General features: G+C 36.0%; 22 protein-coding genes and 6 tRNA genes. 14 read left to right on the top strand and 14 right to left on the bottom strand.

The features are described from left to right. Nucleotides 1-3 precede the first annotated feature (3 nt). Together PF028_RS07665 and PF028_RS07660 are read right to left on the bottom strand one after the other, a co-directional pair. Nucleotides 4-1,263, bottom strand: coding sequence for a cytochrome b (locus PF028_RS07665; protein ID WP_270860609.1), 1,260 nt, complete (start codon nucleotides 1,261-1,263; stop codon nucleotides 4-6). Between the two features lie 12 nt (nucleotides 1,264-1,275). Further along, nucleotides 1,276-1,779, bottom strand: coding sequence for a Rieske 2Fe-2S domain-containing protein (locus PF028_RS07660; protein WP_270860608.1), 504 nt, complete (start codon nucleotides 1,777-1,779; stop codon nucleotides 1,276-1,278). Nucleotides 1,780-2,089: 310 nt separating this feature from the next. Between PF028_RS07660 and PF028_RS07655 the strand changes: the two genes are divergently transcribed. From PF028_RS07655 to PF028_RS07645, 3 genes are all read left to right on the top strand, one after another. Continuing rightward, nucleotides 2,090-3,700, top strand: coding sequence for a cyclic peptide export ABC transporter (locus PF028_RS07655; RefSeq protein ID WP_270860607.1), 1,611 nt, complete (start codon nucleotides 2,090-2,092; stop codon nucleotides 3,698-3,700). A gap of 228 nt (nucleotides 3,701-3,928) precedes the next feature. Then, the gene (locus tag PF028_RS07650; protein WP_270860606.1) at nucleotides 3,929-4,246 is read left to right on the top strand and encodes a c-type cytochrome; all 318 of its coding nucleotides are present in this window, start codon (nucleotides 3,929-3,931) and stop codon (nucleotides 4,244-4,246) included. A 256-nt stretch (nucleotides 4,247-4,502) separates the two neighbouring features. Further along, on the top strand, nucleotides 4,503-4,631 hold the full coding sequence (locus PF028_RS07645; protein ID WP_270860605.1) for a hypothetical protein: 129 nt from the start codon (nucleotides 4,503-4,505) through the stop codon (nucleotides 4,629-4,631). Between the two features lie 113 nt (nucleotides 4,632-4,744). Here PF028_RS07645 and PF028_RS07640 read toward each other — a convergent pair whose 3' ends face one another. The 4 genes from PF028_RS07640 to PF028_RS07625 all read right to left on the bottom strand — a co-directional run bounded on the left by PF028_RS07640 (nucleotide 4,745) and on the right by PF028_RS07625 (nucleotide 7,979). Beyond that, entirely contained in the window at nucleotides 4,745-5,413 is a 669-nt protein-coding gene (locus PF028_RS07640; RefSeq protein WP_270860604.1) for a hypothetical protein, read from the bottom strand. A 213-nt stretch (nucleotides 5,414-5,626) separates the two neighbouring features. Further along, the gene (locus tag PF028_RS07635; protein WP_270860603.1) at nucleotides 5,627-6,262 is read right to left on the bottom strand and encodes an SDR family oxidoreductase; all 636 of its coding nucleotides are present in this window, start codon (nucleotides 6,260-6,262) and stop codon (nucleotides 5,627-5,629) included. Next, nucleotides 6,259-7,485 (bottom strand): SPL family radical SAM protein, encoded by a 1,227-nt coding sequence (locus PF028_RS07630; protein WP_270860602.1) that lies wholly within the window; start codon nucleotides 7,483-7,485, stop codon nucleotides 6,259-6,261. Before PF028_RS07630 ends, PF028_RS07635 begins: the two co-directional genes overlap by 4 nt. Then, nucleotides 7,482-7,979 carry a phosphorylase family protein gene (locus PF028_RS07625; RefSeq protein WP_270860601.1) on the bottom strand — a complete coding sequence of 166 codons (498 nt, stop codon included), beginning with the start codon at nucleotides 7,977-7,979 and terminating at the stop codon, nucleotides 7,482-7,484. Before PF028_RS07625 ends, PF028_RS07630 begins: the two co-directional genes overlap by 4 nt. A gap of 82 nt (nucleotides 7,980-8,061) precedes the next feature. Between PF028_RS07625 and uvrA the strand changes: the two genes are divergently transcribed. From uvrA to bioB, 3 genes are all read left to right on the top strand, one after another. Then, nucleotides 8,062-10,872 carry an excinuclease ABC subunit UvrA gene (uvrA, locus tag PF028_RS07620; RefSeq protein ID WP_270860600.1) on the top strand — a complete coding sequence of 937 codons (2,811 nt, stop codon included), beginning with the start codon at nucleotides 8,062-8,064 and terminating at the stop codon, nucleotides 10,870-10,872. Nucleotides 10,873-11,129: 257 nt separating this feature from the next. After that, the gene (gene hisIE, locus PF028_RS07615; protein WP_270860599.1) at nucleotides 11,130-11,882 is read left to right on the top strand and encodes a bifunctional phosphoribosyl-AMP cyclohydrolase/phosphoribosyl-ATP diphosphatase HisIE; all 753 of its coding nucleotides are present in this window, start codon (nucleotides 11,130-11,132) and stop codon (nucleotides 11,880-11,882) included. 66 nt (nucleotides 11,883-11,948) lie between these two features. After that, a complete protein-coding gene (bioB, locus tag PF028_RS07610) occupies nucleotides 11,949-12,923 on the top strand; it encodes a biotin synthase BioB (protein ID WP_270860598.1) in 975 nt (324 codons plus the stop codon). Nucleotides 12,924-13,162: 239 nt separating this feature from the next. Here bioB and PF028_RS07605 read toward each other — a convergent pair whose 3' ends face one another. Further along, nucleotides 13,163-13,999 carry a hypothetical protein gene (locus PF028_RS07605; protein WP_270860597.1) on the bottom strand — a complete coding sequence of 279 codons (837 nt, stop codon included), beginning with the start codon at nucleotides 13,997-13,999 and terminating at the stop codon, nucleotides 13,163-13,165. A 448-nt stretch (nucleotides 14,000-14,447) separates the two neighbouring features. Between PF028_RS07605 and PF028_RS07600 the strand changes: the two genes are divergently transcribed. The 6 genes from PF028_RS07600 to PF028_RS07575 all read left to right on the top strand — a co-directional run bounded on the left by PF028_RS07600 (nucleotide 14,448) and on the right by PF028_RS07575 (nucleotide 14,997). Further along, nucleotides 14,448-14,524: transfer RNA gene (locus tag PF028_RS07600), tRNA-Pro, on the top strand. A 4-nt stretch (nucleotides 14,525-14,528) separates the two neighbouring features. After that, a tRNA-His gene (locus PF028_RS07595) sits at nucleotides 14,529-14,605 on the top strand. Between the two features lie 5 nt (nucleotides 14,606-14,610). Further along, nucleotides 14,611-14,687, top strand: a tRNA-Arg gene (locus PF028_RS07590). Between the two features lie 15 nt (nucleotides 14,688-14,702). Continuing rightward, a tRNA-Arg gene (locus PF028_RS07585) sits at nucleotides 14,703-14,779 on the top strand. Nucleotides 14,780-14,831: 52 nt separating this feature from the next. Next, a tRNA-Leu gene (locus tag PF028_RS07580) sits at nucleotides 14,832-14,916 on the top strand. 6 nt (nucleotides 14,917-14,922) lie between these two features. Continuing rightward, nucleotides 14,923-14,997, top strand: a tRNA-Asn gene (locus PF028_RS07575). Between the two features lie 132 nt (nucleotides 14,998-15,129). Here the strand turns inward: PF028_RS07575 and PF028_RS07570 are convergent. The 6 genes from PF028_RS07570 to PF028_RS07545 form a co-directional block, all read right to left on the bottom strand. Further along, nucleotides 15,130-16,122 (bottom strand): beta-ketoacyl-ACP synthase III, encoded by a 993-nt coding sequence (locus tag PF028_RS07570; protein WP_270860596.1) that lies wholly within the window; start codon nucleotides 16,120-16,122, stop codon nucleotides 15,130-15,132. 7 nt (nucleotides 16,123-16,129) lie between these two features. Continuing rightward, nucleotides 16,130-17,119: a phosphate acyltransferase PlsX gene (gene plsX / locus PF028_RS07565; RefSeq protein WP_270860595.1), complete on the bottom strand. Its 990-nt coding sequence runs from the start codon at nucleotides 17,117-17,119 to the stop codon at nucleotides 16,130-16,132. 3 nt (nucleotides 17,120-17,122) lie between these two features. After that, the gene (gene rpmF / locus PF028_RS07560; protein WP_270860594.1) at nucleotides 17,123-17,269 is read right to left on the bottom strand and encodes a 50S ribosomal protein L32; all 147 of its coding nucleotides are present in this window, start codon (nucleotides 17,267-17,269) and stop codon (nucleotides 17,123-17,125) included. A gap of 12 nt (nucleotides 17,270-17,281) precedes the next feature. Then, nucleotides 17,282-17,641, bottom strand: coding sequence for a YceD family protein (locus PF028_RS07555; RefSeq protein ID WP_270860593.1), 360 nt, complete (start codon nucleotides 17,639-17,641; stop codon nucleotides 17,282-17,284). A 17-nt stretch (nucleotides 17,642-17,658) separates the two neighbouring features. Continuing rightward, nucleotides 17,659-18,072: a nucleoside-diphosphate kinase gene (ndk, locus tag PF028_RS07550; protein ID WP_270860592.1), complete on the bottom strand. Its 414-nt coding sequence runs from the start codon at nucleotides 18,070-18,072 to the stop codon at nucleotides 17,659-17,661. Between the two features lie 100 nt (nucleotides 18,073-18,172). After that, nucleotides 18,173-18,457, bottom strand: a complete 285-nt coding sequence (locus PF028_RS07545) for a DUF362 domain-containing protein (RefSeq protein ID WP_270860591.1) — start codon at nucleotides 18,455-18,457, stop codon at nucleotides 18,173-18,175. Nucleotides 18,458-18,615: 158 nt separating this feature from the next. On the opposite strand from PF028_RS07545, the gene PF028_RS07540 reads away from it, so the two are divergent. Next, nucleotides 18,616-19,212 (top strand): peroxiredoxin, encoded by a 597-nt coding sequence (locus PF028_RS07540; protein ID WP_270860590.1) that lies wholly within the window; start codon nucleotides 18,616-18,618, stop codon nucleotides 19,210-19,212. 260 nt (nucleotides 19,213-19,472) lie between these two features. After that, nucleotides 19,473-19,601 carry a hypothetical protein gene (locus PF028_RS07535; protein ID WP_270860589.1) on the top strand — a complete coding sequence of 43 codons (129 nt, stop codon included), beginning with the start codon at nucleotides 19,473-19,475 and terminating at the stop codon, nucleotides 19,599-19,601. A 94-nt stretch (nucleotides 19,602-19,695) separates the two neighbouring features. On the opposite strand, the gene nifJ is transcribed toward PF028_RS07535, so the two are convergent. Further along, nucleotides 19,696-23,250, bottom strand: coding sequence for a pyruvate:ferredoxin (flavodoxin) oxidoreductase (gene nifJ, locus PF028_RS07530; protein WP_270860588.1), 3,555 nt, complete (start codon nucleotides 23,248-23,250; stop codon nucleotides 19,696-19,698). Nucleotides 23,251-23,275: the final 25 nt, after the last annotated feature.

The raw sequence follows: 23,275 nt of genomic DNA, 5'->3' as shown, positions 1-23,275 counted from the left end.
GTTTTACCTTTCTTTTCTTTCAGCTATTGTTATCAAAGGCAAAAATACTACTATTAAGAATATGTATATTATAGATAGCAAAAATCCCCAGTAAGTATTTAATACACCAAGCGTAGATCCGTCAGCAGGTAATTTACCAAATAGACTTAAAAGTATCATATCAATAACCAAAACCCAAAACCAGACCAAATATGCTTTGTTTTTGTGTGCCGGTTCTACAACGCTACTTCTATCCATCCAAGGAACTAAAATCAGTGAAATTCCGGCAAACGCAAACGCTATAAGACCAATGTCTGCTGCTTTTAAAGGACCAACATCAAAGAAAAATCCTCTTAAAATTTCATATTGCCACAAGAAATACCACTCAGGATAAATATGAGCAGGTGTTTTCATATCATTTGCAGGATCAAAGTTAATCGGATCCATAGCAAAATCAAAGTGAAAACCTACCAAGTAGAAGAAGAAAATCATAAAGATTGATAGGTAGAAAAAGTCTTTTGATAAAAATCCCGGCCAAAATGGAATAACTTTGCTCTCTTTTGTTTCGCCTTTTAAGTATTTTTCTGCTTCAAGCTCAAAATCAATCTCTTCGCCCTCTAAATTATTTACATGCGGAAATCTTAAAGCATAAAAGTGAAGCGCAATCACGGCAATAACAACAATCGGCAATAAACAAACATGGAGCATGAAAAATCTAGTTAGTGTTGGATCACTTACGGCATAATCACCTCTAATCCACTCAACAACAGCATCCCCAATAACAGGAATTCCGCCAAATAAATTTGTGATAACCATCGCAGCCCAGTAGCTCATTTGTCCCCAAGGAAGCATATATCCACTAAATGCTTCGGCTGAGAAAATCATAAATAGTAGCATACCGCTTACCCAAATCATCTCTCTGCCTTGTTTGTAAGAGCGATAATAAAGTCCAGTAAATAAGTGGATATACATTACTAAAAATACAACAGAAGCAGCAACAGCGTGTATATGTCGCCATAGCCAACCATACTCAACTTCTTGCATGATAGTTTTATTTACGCTATCAAACGCTAATGCTGCGTCCGGTTTATAATACATTACAAGCATTAAACCGCTTAAAAATAAAACAACAAAAAGCGTCATCAAAATAACGCCCATAGCCCATAGGAAGTTAATATTTTTTGGAATCCAATATTCACTCACCATAACTTTCATAAATTTTTTAACAGCTAGTCTTTGATCAAACCAATCTAAAAGGCTAGTAGCTTTTGTGATATGTGCCATATTTTATCCCTCCTACGCTTGCATTAAGGCTTTATATTCAGGGCCTTCTTCGCCCAAAACTATCTTAGTGCCTTCGATTTTAAACGGCGGAATATCAAGCGGTCTTGGCGGTGGTCCAAAAACATTTTCGCCACTCACATCAAACTGACCCCCATGACAGGCACATACAAAAAGTTGTTTGCTAGGATTATAGCTAGGAATACAACCCAAATGTGTGCAAAGACCGATACATACTATATATCTAGCACCATCGACTACAATATCTCTTTTTTCGTTTGCTTCCATTTGTGCGGTTTTTTTAAGCACAAAAATAGGTTTTTTTCGCCATTGAGTTACATAGAGTTCGCCTTCTTTAACGCCACCCAAATCAATAGTCGTAAAACCCGCTGCTCTAACGCTAGGAAGCGGATCCCACGATTTTTTCAAACCGCCAAGTGCCAATATGCCACCCACAGCAGCAGTCGCACCAAAGGCAAGTCCAATAAAATCGCGTCGTTCTTTAAATTTTACAGACATTATCCAATCCTTTCTAAAAATAAAAAATCCTAAAATTATATCCAAATAAATATTAAATGAAAATGATATTTTAGATAAATAATAAAAATTTTATTTTATAAAAAGCCTAATTTTAGATAAAAATCCCAATTTTAGGCAATTTATATAAATTTAATATATGTTTAAAATTTTCTTAAACTTAAAAATGGAAAAATTTAATTTTTGATAAACAAAATTAATTTTGGAAGAAAATTTTGACAAATTTTAAGCAAATTTTTAGCACTAAAAGGCGAAAATTCTAAATTATTTCAAAAAATTTAAAGGCAAATTTATGAAAGAAATTTTAAACAAATTTACTCCTGCTTTAATCAAACAGATAATTTTTATGATTGTTTTAAATGCCATTTATAGTGGTTCAAGCATAGCGATTCTATCGTTTATAAATAAATATTTGCTAAAACTTGAAACAAAAAATCTTCAAATAATGTTTTTCTTTTTTGCTTTACTTTTGCTGTTTTTAGGGCTTTCTATACTATCTCGTGCCGTGCTTTGCAAAATCGAAACAAATTTTGTGTTTAATCTTAGAAGCAAAATCATAAAACAAATCATCGACACAAAATACCAAAAAATCGAGCAAGCAGGTCAGGCAAATTTACTTGCGTCCCTTTCTAGCGACATTTCTCGCTTGACTGACGGCTTTATGCGAATTTCCGAACTCGTCCAAGGTGTGATGATGGTGATTTTCGTGGGAATTTATATCGCTTATATCTCTTTTGATATGTTTTTATTTTTGTTTTTTTGGATTGGTGCATTGATGATTATTTGGCACTTTTTTATGAAAAAGGTTATTGCAAATTTCGACGCTTACAGGCAGGGCGAAGATGCACTTTATAAAAACTATAAAGCAAGTATCGAAGGACATAAAGAGCTTTCTATCAACTCTGTTAAAGCAAAAAATTTATACGAAAACAAATTTCTGCCAAATGCAACAAATTTACGCCAAACATCGCTAAGAGCGCAAATTTATCAGGCTTTTGCTAGTAATTTTATGAGCATTATGCTTTTAGGCGCAGTTGGTGTTGTGCTTTATTACGGGCTTGGCGGAAGCAAAGAAGATCTTGCAAATGCCGTAACCGTTGCACTTACTGTTTTGTTTTTAAGAGGGCCTTTGATGACCGTTGCCTTTTCGTTTCCTAGTTTGCTTCGTGCAAAAATCGCTTTTAATAAAATTCAAGATTTAAATTTGGACGAATTTAAGCCTGAATTTTGGAGTGAAAGTCTGCCTGAGTGGAAAAGCCTAAAACTAAAAAACATAAATTTCAGATACAAAAACAGCGAATTTGGTTTAAAAAATATAAATTTAGAGATAAATAGTGGCGAAATCGTGTTTTTAGTAGGCGATAACGGAAGCGGAAAATCAACGCTTTTTATGATTTTAGCAGGACTTTATGAAGCCACTAGCGGGGAAATTTGGGTAGATGACACCAAAATCACGGAGCAAAATTTACAAAGTTATCGAAATAACATAAGTGCGATTTTTAGCGACTTTTACCTGTTTGACGATGTTTTGGGAGATGAAGAGATCGCCAAAGCATGGCTAGAAAAAATGGCATTAACAGGTAAAGTAAATATCGAAAAAGGTGAAAAAAGCGAAAACGAAGCAAGTAAATTTGCCAAATTTAGCACGACAAATCTTTCTAGTGGTCAGCGAAAACGCCTTGCGATGGTTAGCACACTTTTAGAAAATAATAAATTTTTAATGCTTGATGAGTGGGCAGCCGATCAAGATCCTGTTTTTAGAAAGCAGTTTTACGAAGAAATTTTAGGAACCCTAAAAGCCAAAGGTTATACGATTTTTGCAATCAGCCACGATGATAGATATTTTGAGTATGCAGATAAAATTTACAAAATGAAAAACGGCGAAATTTCTCGCTTAAAATAGGCTTAAAATTTATTAAATTTTGGTCAATTTTGATAAAAATTAAATCTATTTTAAATTTTTTATTTGCCTATATATTTAAGAATTTAGCAAAAAGTTCGCAAAAAATGGCACTAATTTGTAATTTAAGAATAAATTTTATCGATTAGTAAAAAGTAAATAAAATTTTAAATAAATATTTATTTTTTTTCATTATAATGCCACTTGCAATTTACCTGAAAGGATATAAAAATGAAAAAATCACTAATCGTTTGCGCTGCTCTTGCAGCTTTTGCATGTAGTTCTTTTGCGGCTGACGGCGAAGCACTATTTAAAAAATGTGCTGCTTGTCATGGTGCAAAAGCAGAAAAATCTTACCTAAATAAGGTTCCTGTACTTACAACTTTGGACAAAGAAGCTAGACTAGCTGATATGAAAGCTTACAAAGCAGGCACAATCGGCGAAGGCAAAGGTAAAATCGGCATGGGTGCAGTTATGAAAGGTCAAATGGCTACTATGAGCGATGACGATATGGCTGCTGTTAATGATTTCATCGAAACTTTGAAATAATAACTCTATTTCTTATGCGACGGGGATTGAGTCTTCGTCGCATTTTTTATTTTTAATCAAATTTATTTTTAAATTCCAAAAGATTTTTTGCTCATCAGATTAAAATGACAACAATAACAATAATTTGCAAAAGAATTAACGCAAATTTAAATCATTTGTAGGGCAGATAAGCTTATTTACCACAACCACTTTAAAGCAAAATTTATCTTTTAGTAGTCAAATCAAAATCCAAAATCTAAACGAAAGGAGCAAAATCATGCGAGATAAAGCGATTTTGGCGAATTTTCGCCGTGAAATTTCATTAAAAAGTCGCGTTGTAAAATCTAAAAAAATTTACAATCGCAAAAAGGCAAAAGCTGAACTTAACGCACAAAAAGTGCATTAATTTAAGTTTTTTAACATAAAATTTAAATTAACGCACTTTGGATTTTTTGTAGTTTTATTAAAAATTTTCGGTGGGCAAGGATGCCCACCCTACGATACTATTTAATTTTCCAATTAATTTTCCCATTTTTTATCCTTTCGAATTTTAATGTTTTTATTAAAATTTTTCTGTTCTTTGTTTATTTTATGACATATTAAAATAAATATAAAAAGCAATATAAAACCAAATAATATCTTTAAATTTCTCCTAAAATACAGAAAATCCCAAAATTTATCATCTCGTTTTAATAGTTGTTTGCCGTCGCAGTAGGAGTATTCTGATAGTATTTTATATTTGACTAATTTTAATATTATACATTTCTTAGTTACAAATTCTTGTTTAAGTTGTTTGCAAAATAGCTGACCAAATTCTTTATAATCATCATAGTAAATTTGCGATTTATATCCGTATAATGATGATATAAATTTTTCATAAGCCGCATCAGGTCCGACCCCAGTGCTGTTTAATACTTGCCAAGAAAAATCATTGATTTTTATCCTACAACCACTACCGCCCCTATAACTATCAAATTCTTTAAATTCTTCAATAACTCCTTGAAAAATTTGTGGATTTTTAACATCTTTTTCCGTTGGCGAATTCAAATAAATAACCGAAAATAGTATAAAAATAACAAATGGTAATAATAAAAGCATAAACCCCGAAATATTATATTTTCTATCAAAAGCAAATTTGATTAAATCATAAAATCTATCCACATAAACAATCGGATTTTTAAATTTCATTTCTATCCTTTCATTTTCGGCACAAAGCCGTAATTAAATGCAAACTTACAAATTCAAAAACGCCTAATGCTTTGCATTTCTCGCAATGACATTATATAGCAACTTAAATTACAAATGCCGACGATTTTTCGTCAGGCAAACGAAGAGCTAGACTAAATTCGTCTGCCCGAGTTTGCATGACGAAAAAGCTAGGCTCGGTTCAACTTAATAAATTCAAAAAGATTTTTTATTTAGTTTTAAAATTTTCGGTCGTATCGTTATATCTGCAACCACCGACTTTGTGCGTAAAATTTCCAAAACCAAATTTGCTATCTCTTCCGCGTCGATATATGAGCTCTCATCGTCGCTTGGCTCAAAACGCAAATCATCGTAAAACGGCGTTTTGACGATGTCAGGGTTTATACATGTAACCTTGATTTCTTTGCGATTTTCTTCAAAAAGCGAGAGCAAAAAAGCCCTTAGCCCTGCCTTAGAAGCACTATACGCACAAGAAAATTTACTAAAACGCAAAGCTTCAATCGATGAAATGCCGATGATATGGGCGTGGTTGCGTTTTAAATTTTTAAGCAAAAGCGAAGTTATGATTAAATTTGCGCTTAAATTTATATTGATTAAATTTGCGATTTCGCCTGCTTTTTGGCATTCAAGCGGGTCAAATTTGCCAACACCCGCACAGAGCAAAAGTGCCGAAATTTCGTGCTTTTGCGAGAGTTCGCTAACTTCTTTTTCAAGCTCATTTAAATTTTCAAAACGGCTTTTTAGTGTCAAAATTTCATAGCCGTTTGCTTTTAAAATTTTCGCGCACTCCCCGCCGATACCGCCACCAACGCCCGTTACCAAAGCTTTCATCTTGCCCCCTTTAAGGCGATTTTTTCAAAATATGCCTTTTTCATCGCCCTTTCCATCTCGTCATTTGAGCCAAACTCATAGCCAAAACACTCGCTCCAAAGCAATTTTTCTTCCATACACATATAAAAAAATACCTTGCCATGCCACTTTGTAAAACTTTCATAGGCGAATTTAAACATCTCTTTTTTGATTTCGTGTGGATACGAAAATTTGCCGTTGATTTCGCACAAAGGCATTTGCAAAATTTTTGATTTTCGTTTTCTCTCACGCAATTTTTTGATAACGCTTTTTATAAATGTAAGCGTGCCAAAGCTCACACAAGCGATATTTTGCGGGTCAAATTCGCTTTGTAAATGCGCGAAAATGTCAGCGTATTCGCTTTGATAATTTTCATACCAAACCATCGGGTGAAAGTGAAAACCAACCAAAATTCCTTTATCGCTCAAAGCCTTTGCCGCTTTTAATCTCGCGTTTAAATTTGCACTAAAATGCTCTTCATTTTCCACTATTGTAGGTGTATTTAGCGAAAAAGTTGCGATTAAATTCTTTGGAATTTCGTTTTCTAGCAAAAATTTAATATTATCAGATTTGCTTTTAAGCTCTAAAATCACATTTGGATTGTTTTTCGCAAATTCACAAAGAGCCGATAAAATGCCGAATTTATCGCCCCACATAAGCGAGTCCGAGCTTTGACCTGTGCCGATATGATAGATTTGGTTTGGATTGAGCTTTAAATTCTTTAAATTTTTAGCAAATTCGGTATTAAAGCCGATTTTACCACCGTTGTAAAAAGATTGAATAGAACAATATGAGCAATCAAATCCGCATGACTGCACGGCATCAAGCGTTAAAAGGTTGCAACACCTTGTATTAACACTAGCCACAGGACAACGCCCAAGTGCGATTTTATCGCTACTAAAAAGCGAAATTTCATTTTGTTTTGGCGTTAAATTTGGAGTGAAATTTGCATAACTATGCTTAGTTTGCTTTAAATCTTGCCAAATTTTTCGCAAATTTACAAAAATCTCTTTTGCATGAGAATGCTCATCAAATTTGCAAAAATTCGGCACAAAATTTTCATCAAAATACTCATAAATTGGCTTTTCGCACCACGCTTCAAAATCGATTGCAAATTCGCTGATTTGCTTTTTTTCTTGAAACGAAAAATGATATTTTTCAAATAAATTTGTCAAAAAATCTGCCGTTTTGCTGTCTAAATTCATAAAATTCTTTCTATATTTTTGATTTGATTTTTGACAAGATTATACACAAAATTCTTTGAAATTCTCTCAGTGTTTAGATGATCGCTTACGATTTTTACTATTAAAAATGGCACATTAAATTCGGTGCAAATTCGCCTAAATTCATCGCTTTCCATATCGCAAAGCTTAGCTTTTATCGCTGTTTGTGGCGAAGAGACGCACTCTAAATTTGCCGTTTTAAAGCCTTCGATTTTTTCATTTATGCAAAAAATTTCGCCGATTTTAACACTTTTATCACTACAACCACAAATTCCTAAATTTATAACTTTGTTAAAAGAATTTACGCATAAAATTTCAGCTAAATTTGCCGTATTTTTTGCTCCCACACCCAAAACACAGAGCCAAATTTGCTCGTTTTTGTAAATTTTAAATTTTTCGCTTTTATCTAGTTTTAGCTTAAATCGCTCTATTATCGGCATTGCTTCGCATAAAAGTGCCGTATGAATCAAAATCATAAAAATCCTTATAAATTTTTTTGTCTATTTTAACAAATTTCAGCTATAATGAAAGGTTAATTAAATTTTTAAGGCAAAAAAAATGAACGATACAATCAAAATAACGGGCGCAAGAGAGCATAATCTGCAAAATATAAATTTAGAGATTCCAAAAAATAAACTTGTAGTTTTTACGGGGCTTTCTGGTTCTGGCAAAAGCACTTTGGCGTTTGATACGCTTTATGCCGAGGGTCAAAGACGCTATGTAGAGAGCCTTTCAAGCTACGCTAGGCAGTTTTTAGATCGCGTTGGAAAGCCTGACATCGATAAAATCGACGGGCTAACACCTGCTATTGCGATAGATCAAAAAACCACTTCCAAAAACCCACGATCTACCGTGGGGACGATAACTGAAATTTATGATTATTTGCGACTTTTATACGCTAGGGTTGGCGTTCAGCATTGTCATCAGTGTGGAAAACCGATTTCAAAAATGAGTTCAAGCGATATTATCGCAGAAGTTATGAAGCTTCCTAATGGCACGAAAATCTCCATTTTATCACCTTTGGTGCGTGAAAAAAAAGGCACATTTGCCGATATGATTGAAAATTTGCGAAATCAAGGCTTTGTCAGAGCTATCATAGACGGCGTTATGGTTCGCCTAGATGAAGACATCGAGCTATCAAAAACCAAAAAACACACGATAAAAGTCGTCATCGACCGCACCGCCGTAAATAGCGAAAATTCGGTGCGTATCGCAAGTGATATAGAAAAATCTTTAAAACTTAGCTACGGCGAAGTTGAAATCGACATCGCAAACGCTGACGAGATGGGCTTAGAACGAAATTTTATACATTATAGCGAACACATGGCGTGTTTTGATTGTAAAATTTCATTTACGCCACTTGAACCACTCGCATTTAGCTTTAACTCGCCAAAAGGGGCGTGCGAGAGTTGCGACGGGCTTGGAATTCGTTTTAGCCTTGATTTAAACAAAATCATCAACGAAAATATCAGCATTGAAGACGGCGCAGTTAAACTAATGTATGGCTTTAACAAGAGTTATTATTATAAATTTTTGCTTGGTTTTTGCGAAGCAAACGGCATTAGCGTGAAAGTCCCTTACGTCGAACTTAGCGAAGACGAAAAAAAGCTCATTTTATATGGAAATGTCAAGGAAGTGCCGTTTTACTGGAAACACCACAAACTAATGCGTAAATTTGAAGGCGCGATAAAATACGCCTATGATTTGCTAAAAAATGAAAATGATTTGGACGAATATATGAGCGAAAAAATTTGCTCGGATTGTGGTGGCAAACGCCTAAAACCTGAGAGTTTAGCCGTGAAAGTAGCGAATTTAACGCTTGGAGAAGTCATAAGTCTAAGCATTGATGAGTGCGTGGAATTTTTTTCAAACGAAAGCAATTTTAGCAAATTTAGCGAACAACAAAGTCAAATTGCGATGCCGATTTTAAAAGAAATCAACGAACGACTTTTCTTTTTAAAAGATGTCGGACTTGGCTATCTAACACTTGGTCGCGACGCTAGGACGATTAGCGGTGGCGAAGCGCAACGCATTCGCATAGCTAGTCAAATCGGAAGTGGGCTAAGCGGCGTAATGTATGTTTTAGATGAGCCAAGTATCGGGCTACATGAGCGAGATACGATAAAACTCATTAAAACTTTGCGAAATTTGCAACAAAAAGGAAATTCTGTTATCGTCGTCGAACACGATAAAAAAACCATTGAAGAAGCCGATTTTGTGGTTGATATTGGTCCGGGAGCCGGTAAATATGGCGGAAATGTCGTATTTGCAGGAAGTGTGGAAAAACTGCTAAAAAGCGACACACAAACTGCCCTTTATCTAACGCATAAAAAAGAGATAAATTATCAAAAAAATAGAGCGCAAGAGCTATGGCTAGGCATAAAAAATGTGAATATCAATAATATAAAAGGCTTAAATGCGAAATTTCCTTTGCGAAATTTGGTAGGCATTACAGGCGTAAGCGGTAGCGGAAAAAGCTCACTCGTGCTTCAAACCATTTTACCAAGGGCATTAGAACAGCTAAATCACGCCAAAAAGGTTAAAATCGTAAAAGATGCAAAAATTTCAGGCTTAGAAAATTTAGACAAAGTTATTTATCTTGATCAAACCCCAATCGGTCGCACTCCGCGTTCAAATCCTGCTACTTACACAGGTGTCATGGACGAAATTCGCGCCCTTTTTGCCGCTACAAAAGAAGCTGCCTTGCGTGGGTATAAAATCGGGCGTTTTAGCTTCAATGTCAAAGGTGGGCGTTGCGAAAAATGCGCAGGAGAGGGCGAAATAAAAATCGAAATGCACTTTTTGCCTGATATTAGCGTGATTTGCGATGTTTGTAGTGGCACTCGTTACAACGCTCAAACACTTGAAATTTTATACAAAAACAAAAATATCGCCGAAGTTTTGGCTATGAGTATCGATGAAGCTTTGGAATTTTTCAAAGCCGTGCCAAAAATTCAAACAAAACTTAAAACGCTCCAAGATGTGGGGCTTGGCTATGTGGCTCTGGGGCAACCTGCCACTACGCTAAGTGGCGGCGAAGCCCAAAGGGTAAAACTAGCAAAAGAGCTAAGTCGCACGGATACGGGCAATACGCTTTATATCTTAGATGAGCCGACCACCGGGCTTCATTTTGCCGATGTCGATAGGCTTGTTCGAGTGCTTCATCATTTGGTGGATTTGGGGAATTCGGTTTTTGTAATCGAGCATAATATGGATATTATCAAAAATTGCGATTATCTCATTGATATGGGACCAGAAGGCGGGGACGGCGGCGGAAAAATCATAGCACAAGGAACGCCAAAGCAGTTAGCGAAAGCTTACAAAAAAACGGGCTCTTATACGGGTGAATTTTTAGCGAAAGAGATTTAAAATTCCCCATATCACATAGATTAATCGTTAAAAATTTGCCTATTTCGTCGCTCACTACCGACGCAGGTAGCTTCGCTAGAACAGGCAAATTTTTAACGAATACTATACCTACTCTGTCTTGAATATCTTTTGCAAATTAAATAAATTTGCAAAATCGTCGGCATAAATTTATCAAATTTGCTTTTATTTGTGTTTTGCTTTGCCGATTTTTTCCAAATTTTAGTATAATTACCGAAAAAATTTAAAGGCACAAAAAAATGAATTTAAAGATTGATTGGCAAAAGGTCGGTGGTTTGCTTCCTGTGGTGGTGCAAAATGACGCTAACGGCGAAGTTTTGATGATGGCATATATGAACGAAGAAGCGCTAAATTTAAGCCTAAAAAGCGGTTTTGCACACTATTTTTCACGCACAAAAAATCGCATTTGGAAAAAAGGCGAAGAAAGCGGAAATGTCCAAAAAATCAAATCTGCCACGCTGGACTGCGATTTTGATACGCTTTTGTTAAAAGTGGAGCAAACCCGCAACGCGTGTCATACCGGCAAAAAATCGTGCTTTTTTAATGAAATTTCGCTTGAAAACGGCGAAAATTCGGCAAATTTAGCACAAAATGAAATAGTTTCAAAGCCGAAATATGACATTTTAGATGAAATTTATCACACTTGTTTAGAGCGAAAATTTAGTGCAAATACCGAAAAATCCTATGTAGCAAGTCTGTATGCCAAAGGCGAAAATGCTTATCTTAAAAAAATCGCCGAAGAAGCGTGCGAGTTCGCATTAGCGTGTAAAGATTTAAGCAAAGCCGAAAAATACGCTAAATTCGGCATTGAAAGTTTCGGCGAACATAAAAAAGACGAGCCGAAATTTGACGCCGTTTATGAAGGGGCTGACATTTTATTTCACATGCTAGTTGCCCTTGCAGATCACGGAATTCACCCTGAAAATTTGCTAAGCGAACTTAATCGCAGACACGGCATTAGCGGGATTGATGAGAAAAAATCAAGAAAATAAATCACTATTTTTTTGCGAATTTTAAATTTGGCAAAATCGGACGAAATTTAATAATTTAGGATATTTATGAGCGATTTAAATTTTATAAACGAGATGAAAAACAAGGCTATCGCCGGTGAGTGTTTAAGCAAAAACGAAGCGTTAAATTTAGCTAAAACTAGCGATTTGGACGCACTTTTGGACGCGGCAAATGAGATTAGGCAAATTTGCTGTGGCGATGAGTTTAATTTTTGCTCGATTATAAATGCGCGTTCTGGCAAATGCTCGGAAAATTGCAAATATTGCGCCCAGTCTGCGCATTTTAAAACAGGTTGCGAAACTTACTCGCTTTTGGATGCTGCGCCCGTTTTGCAAATGGCAGGGCAAAACGAAAAGGCAAAAGTTCATCGCTTTTCGCTCGTTGCTAGTGGTCGCGGGATAAGCGAAAATGACAAAGATATGCCAAAAATCGAGCAAATTTATCGTGCGCTAAGAGAGCAGACGAATTTGCACCTTTGCGCTTCGTTTGGGCTTGCCACAAAAGAAGCCTTGCAAAAGCTTAAAGATAGTGGCGTGAAAACCTATCATCACAACTTAGAGACTTCGCGCAGGTTTTATCCGCGAATTTGCACCACGCACACTTACGACGATAGGGTGCAAACTATCAAAAACTGCCACGCTGTCGGGCTTGATGTGTGTAGCGGCGGGATTTTTGGGCTTGGCGAGAGCGTGGAAGACCGCATAGATATGGCGTTTGAGTTGCGCACACTTGGCGTAAGCTCCGTGCCGATAAACATTTTAATGCCGATTTCAGGCACTCCGCTTCAAAACTGCGCTCCGCTTAGCGAAGAAGAAATTTTACGCTCTATCGCCGTGTATCGCTTTATTTTACCACGCGTTTATCTGCGTTTTGCGGGCGGACGCGTAAAGCTAGGTAAAAGTATCGAAAAGGCGCTAAATTCCGGCGTAAATTCGGCTATTACAGGGGATTTTCTCACCACCACCGGCGATAGTATAAAAGGCGATATAAAGCTTGTCGCTTCGTTAGGATTTAAGATTTAGTTTTGTAAATTTATACGATTAGTAAATTTTAATCTTATCAGATTTATATCTTTTGCGATATTTGTAAAATTTTTTGCAAATTCGTTTAATTTCTAAAAATTTAGACTAAATTTTTAAATTTGCACGAAGCCTTGCTGCCTTATCTAACTCAATCCTGGCTCTCGCTTCTCTACTACCTGTTAAACTCATAGTTCATCTCCTTTAAAAAAATGTTATTAAATTTTATTTTCTATTCTGTATCAAAAAGGCAAATACCTTATTGGTAAATTATCAATATTTATATTTTTTTGTAGAAAATATTTTTTGACTTCTTTATAAATTTCATCGTTGTATAGATATACTAAAAAATATCTAGCCGAAAACAATATACCGTGACCAGGTGCAGTAAATGATTTATCGGTAACTTGTATAAAAGGAAACACTAAAAATCCTTTTAAACTTTTATTTAAAAATAAATAAAATAAAAATTTGATGAGTATATAGAAAAAACAAAAGAATATAAGCATAACAAAAATAGTTATAAAAAACTTTGCACCTTTATAATACAAAAATATAGCCAACAAAATCATACAATAAACAAATGCAATCATTGGTATTTTATTGTTAATATTACAAGAAGTAAAAAATGGCTTGACAAGCTTGTTTTCTATAATTTCGCATTGTTTTTTTAATTTCCCATTATCAATAAATTCTATATATTGATTTGTAAATTTAATTTTATGCTTCGAAAAATGCGTTTTTTGAAAAAGATAAGCAATCAATATCCAAGCCAACGGGATTATTAACCAAATAATATTAAAAGATACACTATTAAATTTGTAAAAATCTTCTAATAATTCATAAAAATATGCACTAAGTATCCCAGACGGCATAAATAACGAAAGCACAAAAAATTCTTCATAGCTTTGTATTATTAGTGGGTCTTTATCATAATCCCTAAAATTTGGATTATTTTTCTTTTGAAATTCCAAATCTTGTTGATATTTTTGTTCTTTTAATTGTGCCTTTTGAATTTTAGCTTCTGCGTTTTTCTTTAACTGCTCGGCTCTTTCTCGCATTTTATTTTGGTTATTCAAATTTAATCCTTTATGTTTAATTTTCCGTCATTGCGAGAGTTTGAAAAACTCGAAGCAATCCAGTCAAACGGCAAAGCCGTTTATTAAAAAGCAAATTTGCAAATAATAAACGCCTGTCGGCGTTGCTGGATTGACTTCGCCTACGGCTCGTCCAAACCTGCTTCGTGCTATGCACTCGCACCGCTACGCTTGTTTTGCTTCGAAAACTTCGTTTTCTCGCAATGACAAATTTTAGCAATTTCAGGTCGTATCGCTTTTGGCGATACGAATTTATTAAATTTATAAATTCACATTTGACAAGTTATTTTATTTCGCTATTTTCAAACGGAGAATTTTATCAAATTTTAACTTTATTATTTGAAAAATTTGCAAATTTAAGCTAAATTTCATTGACAAAAAAGCGAAATTCGTATATAATGCAACTTTCAATTTCCACAAAATTCAGTAACGGAGCGTAGCGCAGTCTGGTAGCGCATCTGGTTTGGGACCAGAGGGTCGAAGGTTCGAATCCTTTCGCTCCGACCATGTGGTGAGTTTAGCTCAGTCGGTTAGAGCATCAGATTGTGGTCCTGAGGGTCGTGGGTTCGATTCCCACAATTCACCCCACTTTCGCGCTCGTAGCTCAATTGGATAGAGCAACAGACTTCGGATCTGTAGGTTGAAGGTTCGACTCCTTTCGAGCGTACCACTGATTTTGATATGAGCGTCCATAGCTCAGTTGGATAGAGCAACGGCCTTCTAAGCCGTAGGTCAGAGGTTCGAATCCTCTTGGGCGTACCATTTTTAAGTCAGCATTAAGCGATGTTTAGCTAAAATACCATTTCTTTTTTTCGCGGATGTGGTGAAATTGGCAGACACGCCAGACTTAGGATCTGGTGCTTCACGGCGTGGAGGTTCAAGTCCTCTCATCCGCACCATTTTGTTCCGGATTAGCTCAGCGGTAGAGTAGGCGGCTGTTAACCGCTTGGTCGCTGGTTCGAATCCAGCATCCGGAGCCATTTCTTTTTAAATCCTTTCAGTTATTTTCAGTTTCACATAGCTTTTTTGTTGGCTTTGTTTTTTAATTTTAAACAATAAATTTGATTTAGATTTTTAAATTACAAATTTGGATTAGAGAGTTAAATTTGGCTTTATTTTCCGCCAAATTTAAGTAGTGCCGAACCCCAAGTAAATCCGCCGCCAAATGCGTCTAGTAGCATTAACGAACCGGTTTTTAGCCGACCGCTTTCGTAAGCGTCATTTATCGCCATAGGGATTGAAGCTGAGCTTGTATTGCCAAATTTACCTACGGTTACGATACATTGCTCGTCGCTAAATTCAAGTCTAGTTTTAACCGCTTCGATAATACGCAAATTTGCTTGGTGCGGGATAAAAAGATCAACTTTTTTTGGATCGATTCTATTTTTTTCTAAAATATCAATAACATCTGTCGTTAGTGTATTTACGGCGATTTTGAAAACTTCGTTGCCGTTCATATGCACGAAACACAAATTCTCATCAATAACTCTTTGGCTCATCGGGTTTGCACTTCCGGGTGCCGGAGTGATTAGCAAATTCCCTTTGCCGCCGTCGCTTGCAGTATGCACATCGATGATTTCGTTATCATCTCGCGCCGAAATCACAGCTGCCCCTGCTCCGTCACCAAAAAGCACACAGGTGCTTCTATCTTCCCAATTTACAATCGAGCTTAGCTTTTCAGCACCGATTATAAGGACATTTTGTTTTATTCCACTTTCGATTAGACCTTTTGAAATTTGCAGAGCATAGATAAATCCGCTACAAGCCGCACTTATATCAAAAGCTGTAACCCCGCTTGGAATTCCAAGTTTTTCTGCGACTAAACACGCAGTTGAAGGCATACAAAAGTGATCAGGACTAACAGTCGCGCAAATAACGCAATCAATTTCGTCTAAATTCAAGCCACTTCGCTTGATCGCTAATTTTGCCGCATTGACCGCTAAATCGCTAGTGCTTTCATTTTCATCTGCGATATGGCGAGTATGAATTCCCGTTCGCTTCGTTATCCATTCGTCGCTTGTTTCGACCATTTTTTCAAGATCAAAATTTGTTAAAATTCTTTGTGGCACATAAGCACCGATTGAAATCATTGAAGCTTTTTTCATTTTTGTCCTAATTTTCAAAATGTGATAATTTGTTTTCAATTACCGAATTTATGTTTGAATTTGAGAATTTTAGTGCCTGAAATACGGCATTTTTGATAGCTTTTGGTGTGCTTTTGCCGTGGCTTATAATAACACAGCCATTTACACCAAGAAGCGGAGCTCCGCCGTATTCGTCATAGTCTGTATTTTTCTTAACTATCTTAAAAACTTTGTTCATCAAAACAGCGCCTGTTATAGCAATAGGTGATTTTTTAACCTCTTTTTTGATAAGTTTATTTATCGCACTTGCCACGCCTTCACTTGCTTTTAGTACCACATTTCCGATAAATCCGTCGGTTATAATAACATCAACCGAGCCGTCAAAAATTTGATTTCCCTCTGCGTTACCGACAAAATTTTTAAGAGATTTAAGCTGTTTAAAGGCTTCTTTGGTAATTTCATTACCTTTGCTATCTTCTTCGCCATTGGATAAAAGTCCAAGTCGTGGTGAGTTTAAACCCATAATTTCCGTTGCATAGGCTTCGCCCATAACGCCAAATTGAAATAGATATTCAGCCTTACAGTCAGTATTTGCGCCCACATCAAGCACAAGCGTATGAGTGCCGTGCGAATTTGGCATAAGTGTCGCAAGTGGTGGTCTGGCGACATTTTTAAGTCTGCCGATACGCAAAGTCGCTAAACTCATAGTTGCACCACTATGACCTGCTGAAACAACAGCTTTGCACTCGCCGTTTTTAACTAGTTCAACGGCTTTGTAAATACTACTTTCTTTGCGCTTTAAGGCATCGGTCGCGCCCTCGCCCATATCAAAAACCTCATCTGCTTGGACAAAAGTTACTGAATTTTTAAATCGTGTTGGGATCAAAGGCTCGATTTGTGCTTTATCGCCCACCAAAAAAGCATGAAATTCACGCTCTTTTAGTGCCGAAATTACACCGCTTACTATCGGCTCACAGCCGAAATCACCGCCCATTGCGTCAATAGCAATCGAAGTCATATTTTAGTATTCGCCTGTATTTTTATTTATTCTATGTGGAATTTTCCAGCTTCCGTCTTTGTCTTTAACAGGAATCGGAAGAGTTACTTTATAGTGAGTTCTTCTCTTTGCTGCGCGAGTTTTGCTCACTCTTCTCTTTGGAACTGCCATTTTTCTACTCCTTTATAAATTTTCGTTTCTACATGCCATACAATATAAATAATCGCTTTTGTAGGCTTCTAATTCGCTTTGTAAAATTTCATCAAGGTCAATTTGACCGTTAAAAAATTCCATTATATCTAAATTTGCTTGATTTTCATCTTTAAAAATTCCGTCACTTAAAAGCAAATCGATTTCTTCATCGATTTCTAGCTCAAAATCATTTCCACAACGATCGCAAATGTATGGAATCACGCCTTGCATTTTTCCTTTGCAAGATACCAAATTTAGACTTTTTTTAGTTAAATTTCCACTAAATTTAACGCCGTCAGATTCTATACTAAATTCGGTCGGCGAATTTGAAATTTTTTGGAAATTTATCATTTTTTAACTCTTTAAATTTAGCAAATTTCTCTTTTTGCAAAGAAAAATGCGATTTCATTTTTTGCATTTTCTAAGCTGTCGCTTCCATGAACAGCGTTTGCGTCGATACTTTCTGCAAAATCAGCTCTAATAGTGCCTTTTTCAGCTTTTTTAGGATCAGTTGCACCCATAAGTTCTCTATTTTTTGCAACTGCATTTTCGCCTTCAAGCACCATAACCACAACAGGACCGCTTGTCATAAAATCGATTAAATCATTATAAAATGGTCTTTCTTTATGAATTTCATAAAATTTTCCCGCATCATATCTGCTAAGTTGCATTTTTTTTGCAGCCGCAATCCTTAAACCGTTAGTTTCAAATCTACTAATAATTTTGCCTATAACGCCCTTTTTAACGGCATCAGGTTTAATTATAGATAGTGTTTGCTCCATCTTGGATTCTCCTTGAATTTATATAGAAAATTTTTACAGAAATGTGATTATATCAAAATTAGGTTAAAATTTATTTAAGCCCGAAAGTTCGGGCTTAAAATTATGCCATTACCGGTGTATCGCCGTTTCTTAGATCGACACCGATTTCAGCTTTGCTTGGTTGTCCGGCGACAACTTCGCTCCATACGATACAGCCGTCAGTCGGACAGGCACTAGCACATGCCGGTTCGTCGTTGTGTCCTACACACTCAACGCATTTATCGGCATATACATAGTATGTATCTTCTCCTGTTGGGTTATCACTATCATCTACGATCGCGCTAACAGGACACTCATCTATGCAAGAACCACATGCTATACAAATATCGGTAATTTTAACCGCCATAATATTCTCCTTATCAAAAAAGATACAAAATGATACCAAAACAAACTTAAAATTTATATAAATTTAATCAATAAAATTTATTATCTAAAAATTTTTAGCTTTTTTTAAACTAAATTTGGTATAATTTCGCCATAATTTTAAAATATAAGGAGAAAAAAATGATAGTAACTAACAAAGCTATCGATTTTACAGCAACCGCTGTATTAGGAAACAACCAAATAGTTGAAGATTTCAATCTTTACAAAAATATCGGCGAAAAAGGCGCGGTAGTATTTTTCTATCCAAAAGATTTTACTTTTGTTTGCCCAAGCGAAATTATTGCATTTGACAAAAGATATGACGAATTTAAAGCTCGCGGTATCGAAGTTATCGGTGTATCTTGCGATAACGAATTTACTCACCTTGCATGGAAAAACACTCCGGTAAATCAAGGTGGTATCGGTCAAGTAAAATTCCCACTTGTTGCAGATATGACAAAAGACATCGCTAAAAATTTCGATGTTCTTTTCGGTAACGCTGTTGCGCTTCGCGGTTCATTTTTGCTTGATAAAGACGGTACAGTTCGCCACGCAGTAATCAACGACCTACCACTTGGCAGAAATATCGATGAAATGATTAGAATGGTTGATACAATGCTATTTACAAACGAACACGGCGAAGTTTGCCCTGCTGGTTGGAACAAAGGCGACAAAGGTATGAAAGCAGATCCAAAAGGCGTTGCTGATTATCTTTCTGAAAATTCAGGCAAACTATAATACTTAAATTTAAAAATCCCCCTTTGAAATTTTGGAGAGCTTCGGCTCTCCTTTTTTTATGTTCTTAAATAAATTGAAATAAACTAGCTTTTATGCCGAATTTACACCGATAGATAAACCAAATTTTATCTTATGTGAATTCGGCGTGAAATCAACAGCCATTTGGTTTTCAAATTCAAATTAAATACAGAATTTAAGCCAAATTTATCTTTTAGTAGTAAAATCAAAATCCAAAAAATCTAAACGAAAGGAGCAAGATTATGCGAGATAGAGCAATTTTAGCGAATTTTCGCCGCGAAATTTCACTTAAAAGTCGCGTTGTAAAATCTAAAAAAATTTACAATCGCAAAAAGGCAAAGGCTGAATTTAACGCACAAAAAGTGCGTTAATTTAAGTTTTAAAATTAAAATTTAAATTAACGCATTTTGATAATTTTATCTATAAATTTAAAGAATTTAGCCCGAAAATTCGGGCTAAATTTGATTATTCTAGCTCGTCGCTAAAATCTGAATTTGCTATGCGTTTTAGTTGGCGATAGCGTCGTTTAGAATCTGCTTTGTTTGCCTCATAAAGTTCTTGTGCATGTTCAGGATTAACTTTCACAAGTGCATTATAGCGAACTTCGTTCATCAAGAACTCTTGATATGAATCCCAATCAGGCTCTTTTGAAGTTATTTTTAGCGGATTTTTACCTTCTTTAATCAAACTTGGATCAAATGTATAAGTCGGCCAATAACCACATTTTGTCGCTAACTCAGCTTGATTTCCGGATCCTGCCATACCGCCTTTGATACCATGAGCGATACAAGGGCTGTAACAAACAACAAGGCTTGGTCCATCATAGGCTTCCGCTGCCATTATAGCTTTTATAGCACCAGCCATATTTGCATTTGAGTTAATTTGAGCTACGAAAATATTTCCATAAGTCATCGCAATTTGTCCCAAATCTTTCTTTTGAACAGCCTTACCTGCTGCTGTAAATTGAGCGATTGAGCCTTTGCGAGATGATTTTGAGCTTTGACCGCCTGTGTTAGAATAAACTTCGGTATCAAGCACCAAAACATTTACATTTTCACCGCTTGCTAAAACATGATCTAAGCCACCGTATCCGATGTCATATGCCCAACCGTCGCCACCAATGATCCATTGTGATTTTTTAGATAAATATCTGCGAAGTTCTAAAATTTCTTTGACACCTTTTGCGTCTTTATTTTCTTGCAATACAGGGATTAATTTATTGCGAATCTCAGCTGATTTTTCGCTATCGTTTTTATTTTCAATCCAATCTGTATAAAGCGCTTTTAGTGCATTTGGAACATCATCTCTGGTATTTAACATAATATCTACGATTTTATGACGAATTGTTTCAGTTGCTACTTTCATACCAAGACCAAATTCAGCATTGTCTTCAAATAATGAATTTGCCCAAGCGATACCGTTTCCGTTTTCATCTTTTCTATATGGCATAGATGGAGCTGAACCACCGTAAATCGAGCTACAACCTGTTGCATTTGCTACAATCATGTGATCACCAAATAGTCTTGAAACCATAGTTACATACGGAGTTTCGCCACAACCAGGGCAAGCACCGCTAAATTCGAAGTATGGTCTAGCAAAACCAAGACCTTTTACACTTGATTTGCCTAGTAAATCATCTTTGTATTTTACTTTGTTAAACAAATAATCGGCGTTTTCTTGTTCGCCTTTATCAAGCTCTTCGCCAAGCGGAACCATTACCAAAGATTTTTCTTTTGACGGACAATTTTTAGCACAAAGTTCGCAACCAGTGCAGTCTAGAACACTTACTTGAATTTTGTATTTAAGACCTGTTAGTTCTTTACCTTTTGCTTCAAGCAAATGTCCTTTTAAATTCGCAGGAGCGTTTGCTTCATCTTTTTCATCAAGCAAAAATGGTCTAATAACAGCATGCGGACAAACAAATGCACATTGATTACATTGGATACAATTTTCTTCTATCCATTTTGGAACCATAACGCCGACACCGCGTTTTTCGTATTGTGTTGTTCCTGCTTCCCAGCTTCCGTCTTCGTGTCCTACAAATACTGAAACCGGCAAATCATCGCCTTTTGCTGCATTGACAGGTTTAACGATTTTTTCTACAAATTCGCTTCCTACATATTTTGAAGTTTCAGTTTTTACTTCATCAGCTAAATTTGCCCATGCAGGATCAACGCTAACTTTTACAAGTTTATCGGCACCTTGATCGATAGCATCAAAGTTCATTTGAACGATTTTATCGCCTTTTTTGCCGTAAGTTTTTTTAGCGTATTCTTTCATATAACCTTGCGCTTCCTCAAACGGAATAATTTTTGCTAGTTTAAAGAAAGCTGATTGCATAATCGTATTTGTGCGATTTCCAAGACCGATTTCATGTGCTAGTTTTGTAGCGTTTAAAATGTAGAAATTTACATTTCTTTGAGCCAAAATTCTTTTTACTTTATTTGGAATTCTCTCAACTGTTTCTTTTTCGTCCCAGATTGAATTTAAAAGGAAAGTTCCGTTTTCTCTAATACCGCTGACAACATCGTAAATATCAAGGTAAGCCGCAACAGAACAAGCCACAAAATGTGGATTTGAAACTAGATAAGTCGAGCGAATCGGTTTTTTGCTAAATCGCAAGTGGCTTCTAGTATAACCGCCTGATTTTTTGCTATCGTAAGCGAAATAAGCTTGTGCGTAAAAATCAGTGTGATCACCGATGATTTTGATAGAGTTTTTATTTGCTCCGACCGTTCCATCAGCTCCTAGTCCGTAGAATAGACACTCGGTCGCATCGTCATTTGCCAATGACATTTTTGGTTTTAAAGGTAGCGATGTAAAGCTTACATCGTCATTAATACCAACCGTAAAGCCGTTTTTTGGCTCTTTTTCGTCTAAATTTTCAAATACTGCGATTAATTGAGAAGGATCAACATCTTTTGAGCTAAGACCGTATCTACCGCCTACGATAACAGGAGCATTGTCTTTGCCGTAAAATGCTGATTTTATATCTAGATATAGCGGTTCGCCGATTGAGCCCGGTTCTTTTGTTCTATCCAAAACTGCGATTTTTTTAACGCTTTTTGGAAGAACTGCAAAGAAATGTTTCAAGCTGAAAGGTCGATATAGCTTAACTTTTACCATACCTACTTTTTCGCCTTTACTTACCAAATAATCGACTGTTTCTTCTAATGCTTGATTTACAGAACCCATTGCAACGATGATTTTTTCAGCATCTTTTGCACCATAATAAACAAACGGTTTATACTCTCTGCCTGTAACTTTTGATATTTTTTCCATATAATCAGCAACAATATCAGGCATCGCATCATAGAATTTATTTGTTAATTCTCTTGTTTGGAAATAAATATCATCGTTTTGAGCTGTTCCTCTTGTTTTTGGATTTTCAGGGTTCATAGCGTTATCTCTGAATTCTTGCACTGCTTTTCTATCTAAAAGTTTGTCAAATTCAGCATAATCCATAACTTCGACTTTTTGGATCTCGTGGCTTGTTCTAAATCCGTCAAAGAAATGTAAAAACGGAATTCTACCCTTAATCGCTGCTAAGTGAGCTATTCCGCCTATATCCATAACCTCTTGAACACTGTCACTTGCTAAAATCGCAAATCCTGTTTGGCGACAGGCATAAATATCTTGATGATCGCCAAAAATAGATAATGCTTGTGCTGCCAAAGATCTTGCCGCTACATGGATAACACCCGGAAGCATTTGTCCTGCGATTTTATACATATTAGGAATTTTCAAAAGCAAACCTTGTGCCGCTGTGTAAGTAGTAGTTAGCGCACCTGCTTGAAGTGAGCCATGCACCGTTCCTGCTGCTCCTGCTTCACTTTGCATTTCAACAACTTTAACTGGCATTCCAAAAAGATTTTTTTTGCCTTGACTTGCCCAAATATCGGTATAATCAGCCATAGGCGAACTAGGCGTAATAGGATAAATCCCCGCAACTTCGGTAAAAGCATAAGATACATAAGCGGCGGCTTCGTTGCCGTCCATAGTTTTCATAACTTTACTCATACATACTCCTAATAGAAAGTTAATA

The sequence above is a fragment of the Campylobacter sp. CN_NE2 genome (genome assembly GCF_027797465.1).
Classification (GTDB): Bacteria; Campylobacterota; Campylobacteria; order Campylobacterales; family Campylobacteraceae; genus Campylobacter_B.
This window is presented reverse-complemented; position numbering and strand designations above follow the sequence as displayed.

Coding starts and splice junctions, on each gene's coding strand:
- PF028_RS07665 (WP_270860609.1), bottom strand. CDS start 1,263: ATGGCACATATCACAAAAGCTACTAGCCTTTTAGATTGGTTTGATCAA.
- PF028_RS07660 (WP_270860608.1), bottom strand. CDS start 1,779: ATGTCTGTAAAATTTAAAGAACGACGCGATTTTATTGGACTTGCCTTT.
- PF028_RS07655 (WP_270860607.1), top strand. CDS start 2,090: ATGAAAGAAATTTTAAACAAATTTACTCCTGCTTTAATCAAACAGATA.
- PF028_RS07650 (WP_270860606.1), top strand. CDS start 3,929: ATGAAAAAATCACTAATCGTTTGCGCTGCTCTTGCAGCTTTTGCATGT.
- PF028_RS07645 (WP_270860605.1), top strand. CDS start 4,503: ATGCGAGATAAAGCGATTTTGGCGAATTTTCGCCGTGAAATTTCATTA.
- PF028_RS07640 (WP_270860604.1), bottom strand. CDS start 5,413: ATGAAATTTAAAAATCCGATTGTTTATGTGGATAGATTTTATGATTTA.
- PF028_RS07635 (WP_270860603.1), bottom strand. CDS start 6,262: ATGAAAGCTTTGGTAACGGGCGTTGGTGGCGGTATCGGCGGGGAGTGC.
- PF028_RS07630 (WP_270860602.1), bottom strand. CDS start 7,485: ATGAATTTAGACAGCAAAACGGCAGATTTTTTGACAAATTTATTTGAA.
- PF028_RS07625 (WP_270860601.1), bottom strand. CDS start 7,979: ATGATTTTGATTCATACGGCACTTTTATGCGAAGCAATGCCGATAATA.
- uvrA (WP_270860600.1), top strand. CDS start 8,062: ATGAACGATACAATCAAAATAACGGGCGCAAGAGAGCATAATCTGCAA.
- hisIE (WP_270860599.1), top strand. CDS start 11,130: ATGAATTTAAAGATTGATTGGCAAAAGGTCGGTGGTTTGCTTCCTGTG.
- bioB (WP_270860598.1), top strand. CDS start 11,949: ATGAGCGATTTAAATTTTATAAACGAGATGAAAAACAAGGCTATCGCC.
- PF028_RS07570 (WP_270860596.1), bottom strand. CDS start 16,122: ATGAAAAAAGCTTCAATGATTTCAATCGGTGCTTATGTGCCACAAAGA.
- plsX (WP_270860595.1), bottom strand. CDS start 17,119: ATGACTTCGATTGCTATTGACGCAATGGGCGGTGATTTCGGCTGTGAG.
- rpmF (WP_270860594.1), bottom strand. CDS start 17,269: ATGGCAGTTCCAAAGAGAAGAGTGAGCAAAACTCGCGCAGCAAAGAGA.
- PF028_RS07555 (WP_270860593.1), bottom strand. CDS start 17,641: ATGATAAATTTCCAAAAAATTTCAAATTCGCCGACCGAATTTAGTATA.
- ndk (WP_270860592.1), bottom strand. CDS start 18,072: ATGGAGCAAACACTATCTATAATTAAACCTGATGCCGTTAAAAAGGGC.
- PF028_RS07545 (WP_270860591.1), bottom strand. CDS start 18,457: ATGGCGGTTAAAATTACCGATATTTGTATAGCATGTGGTTCTTGCATA.
- PF028_RS07540 (WP_270860590.1), top strand. CDS start 18,616: ATGATAGTAACTAACAAAGCTATCGATTTTACAGCAACCGCTGTATTA.
- PF028_RS07535 (WP_270860589.1), top strand. CDS start 19,473: ATGCGAGATAGAGCAATTTTAGCGAATTTTCGCCGCGAAATTTCACTT.
- nifJ (WP_270860588.1), bottom strand. CDS start 23,250: ATGAGTAAAGTTATGAAAACTATGGACGGCAACGAAGCCGCCGCTTAT.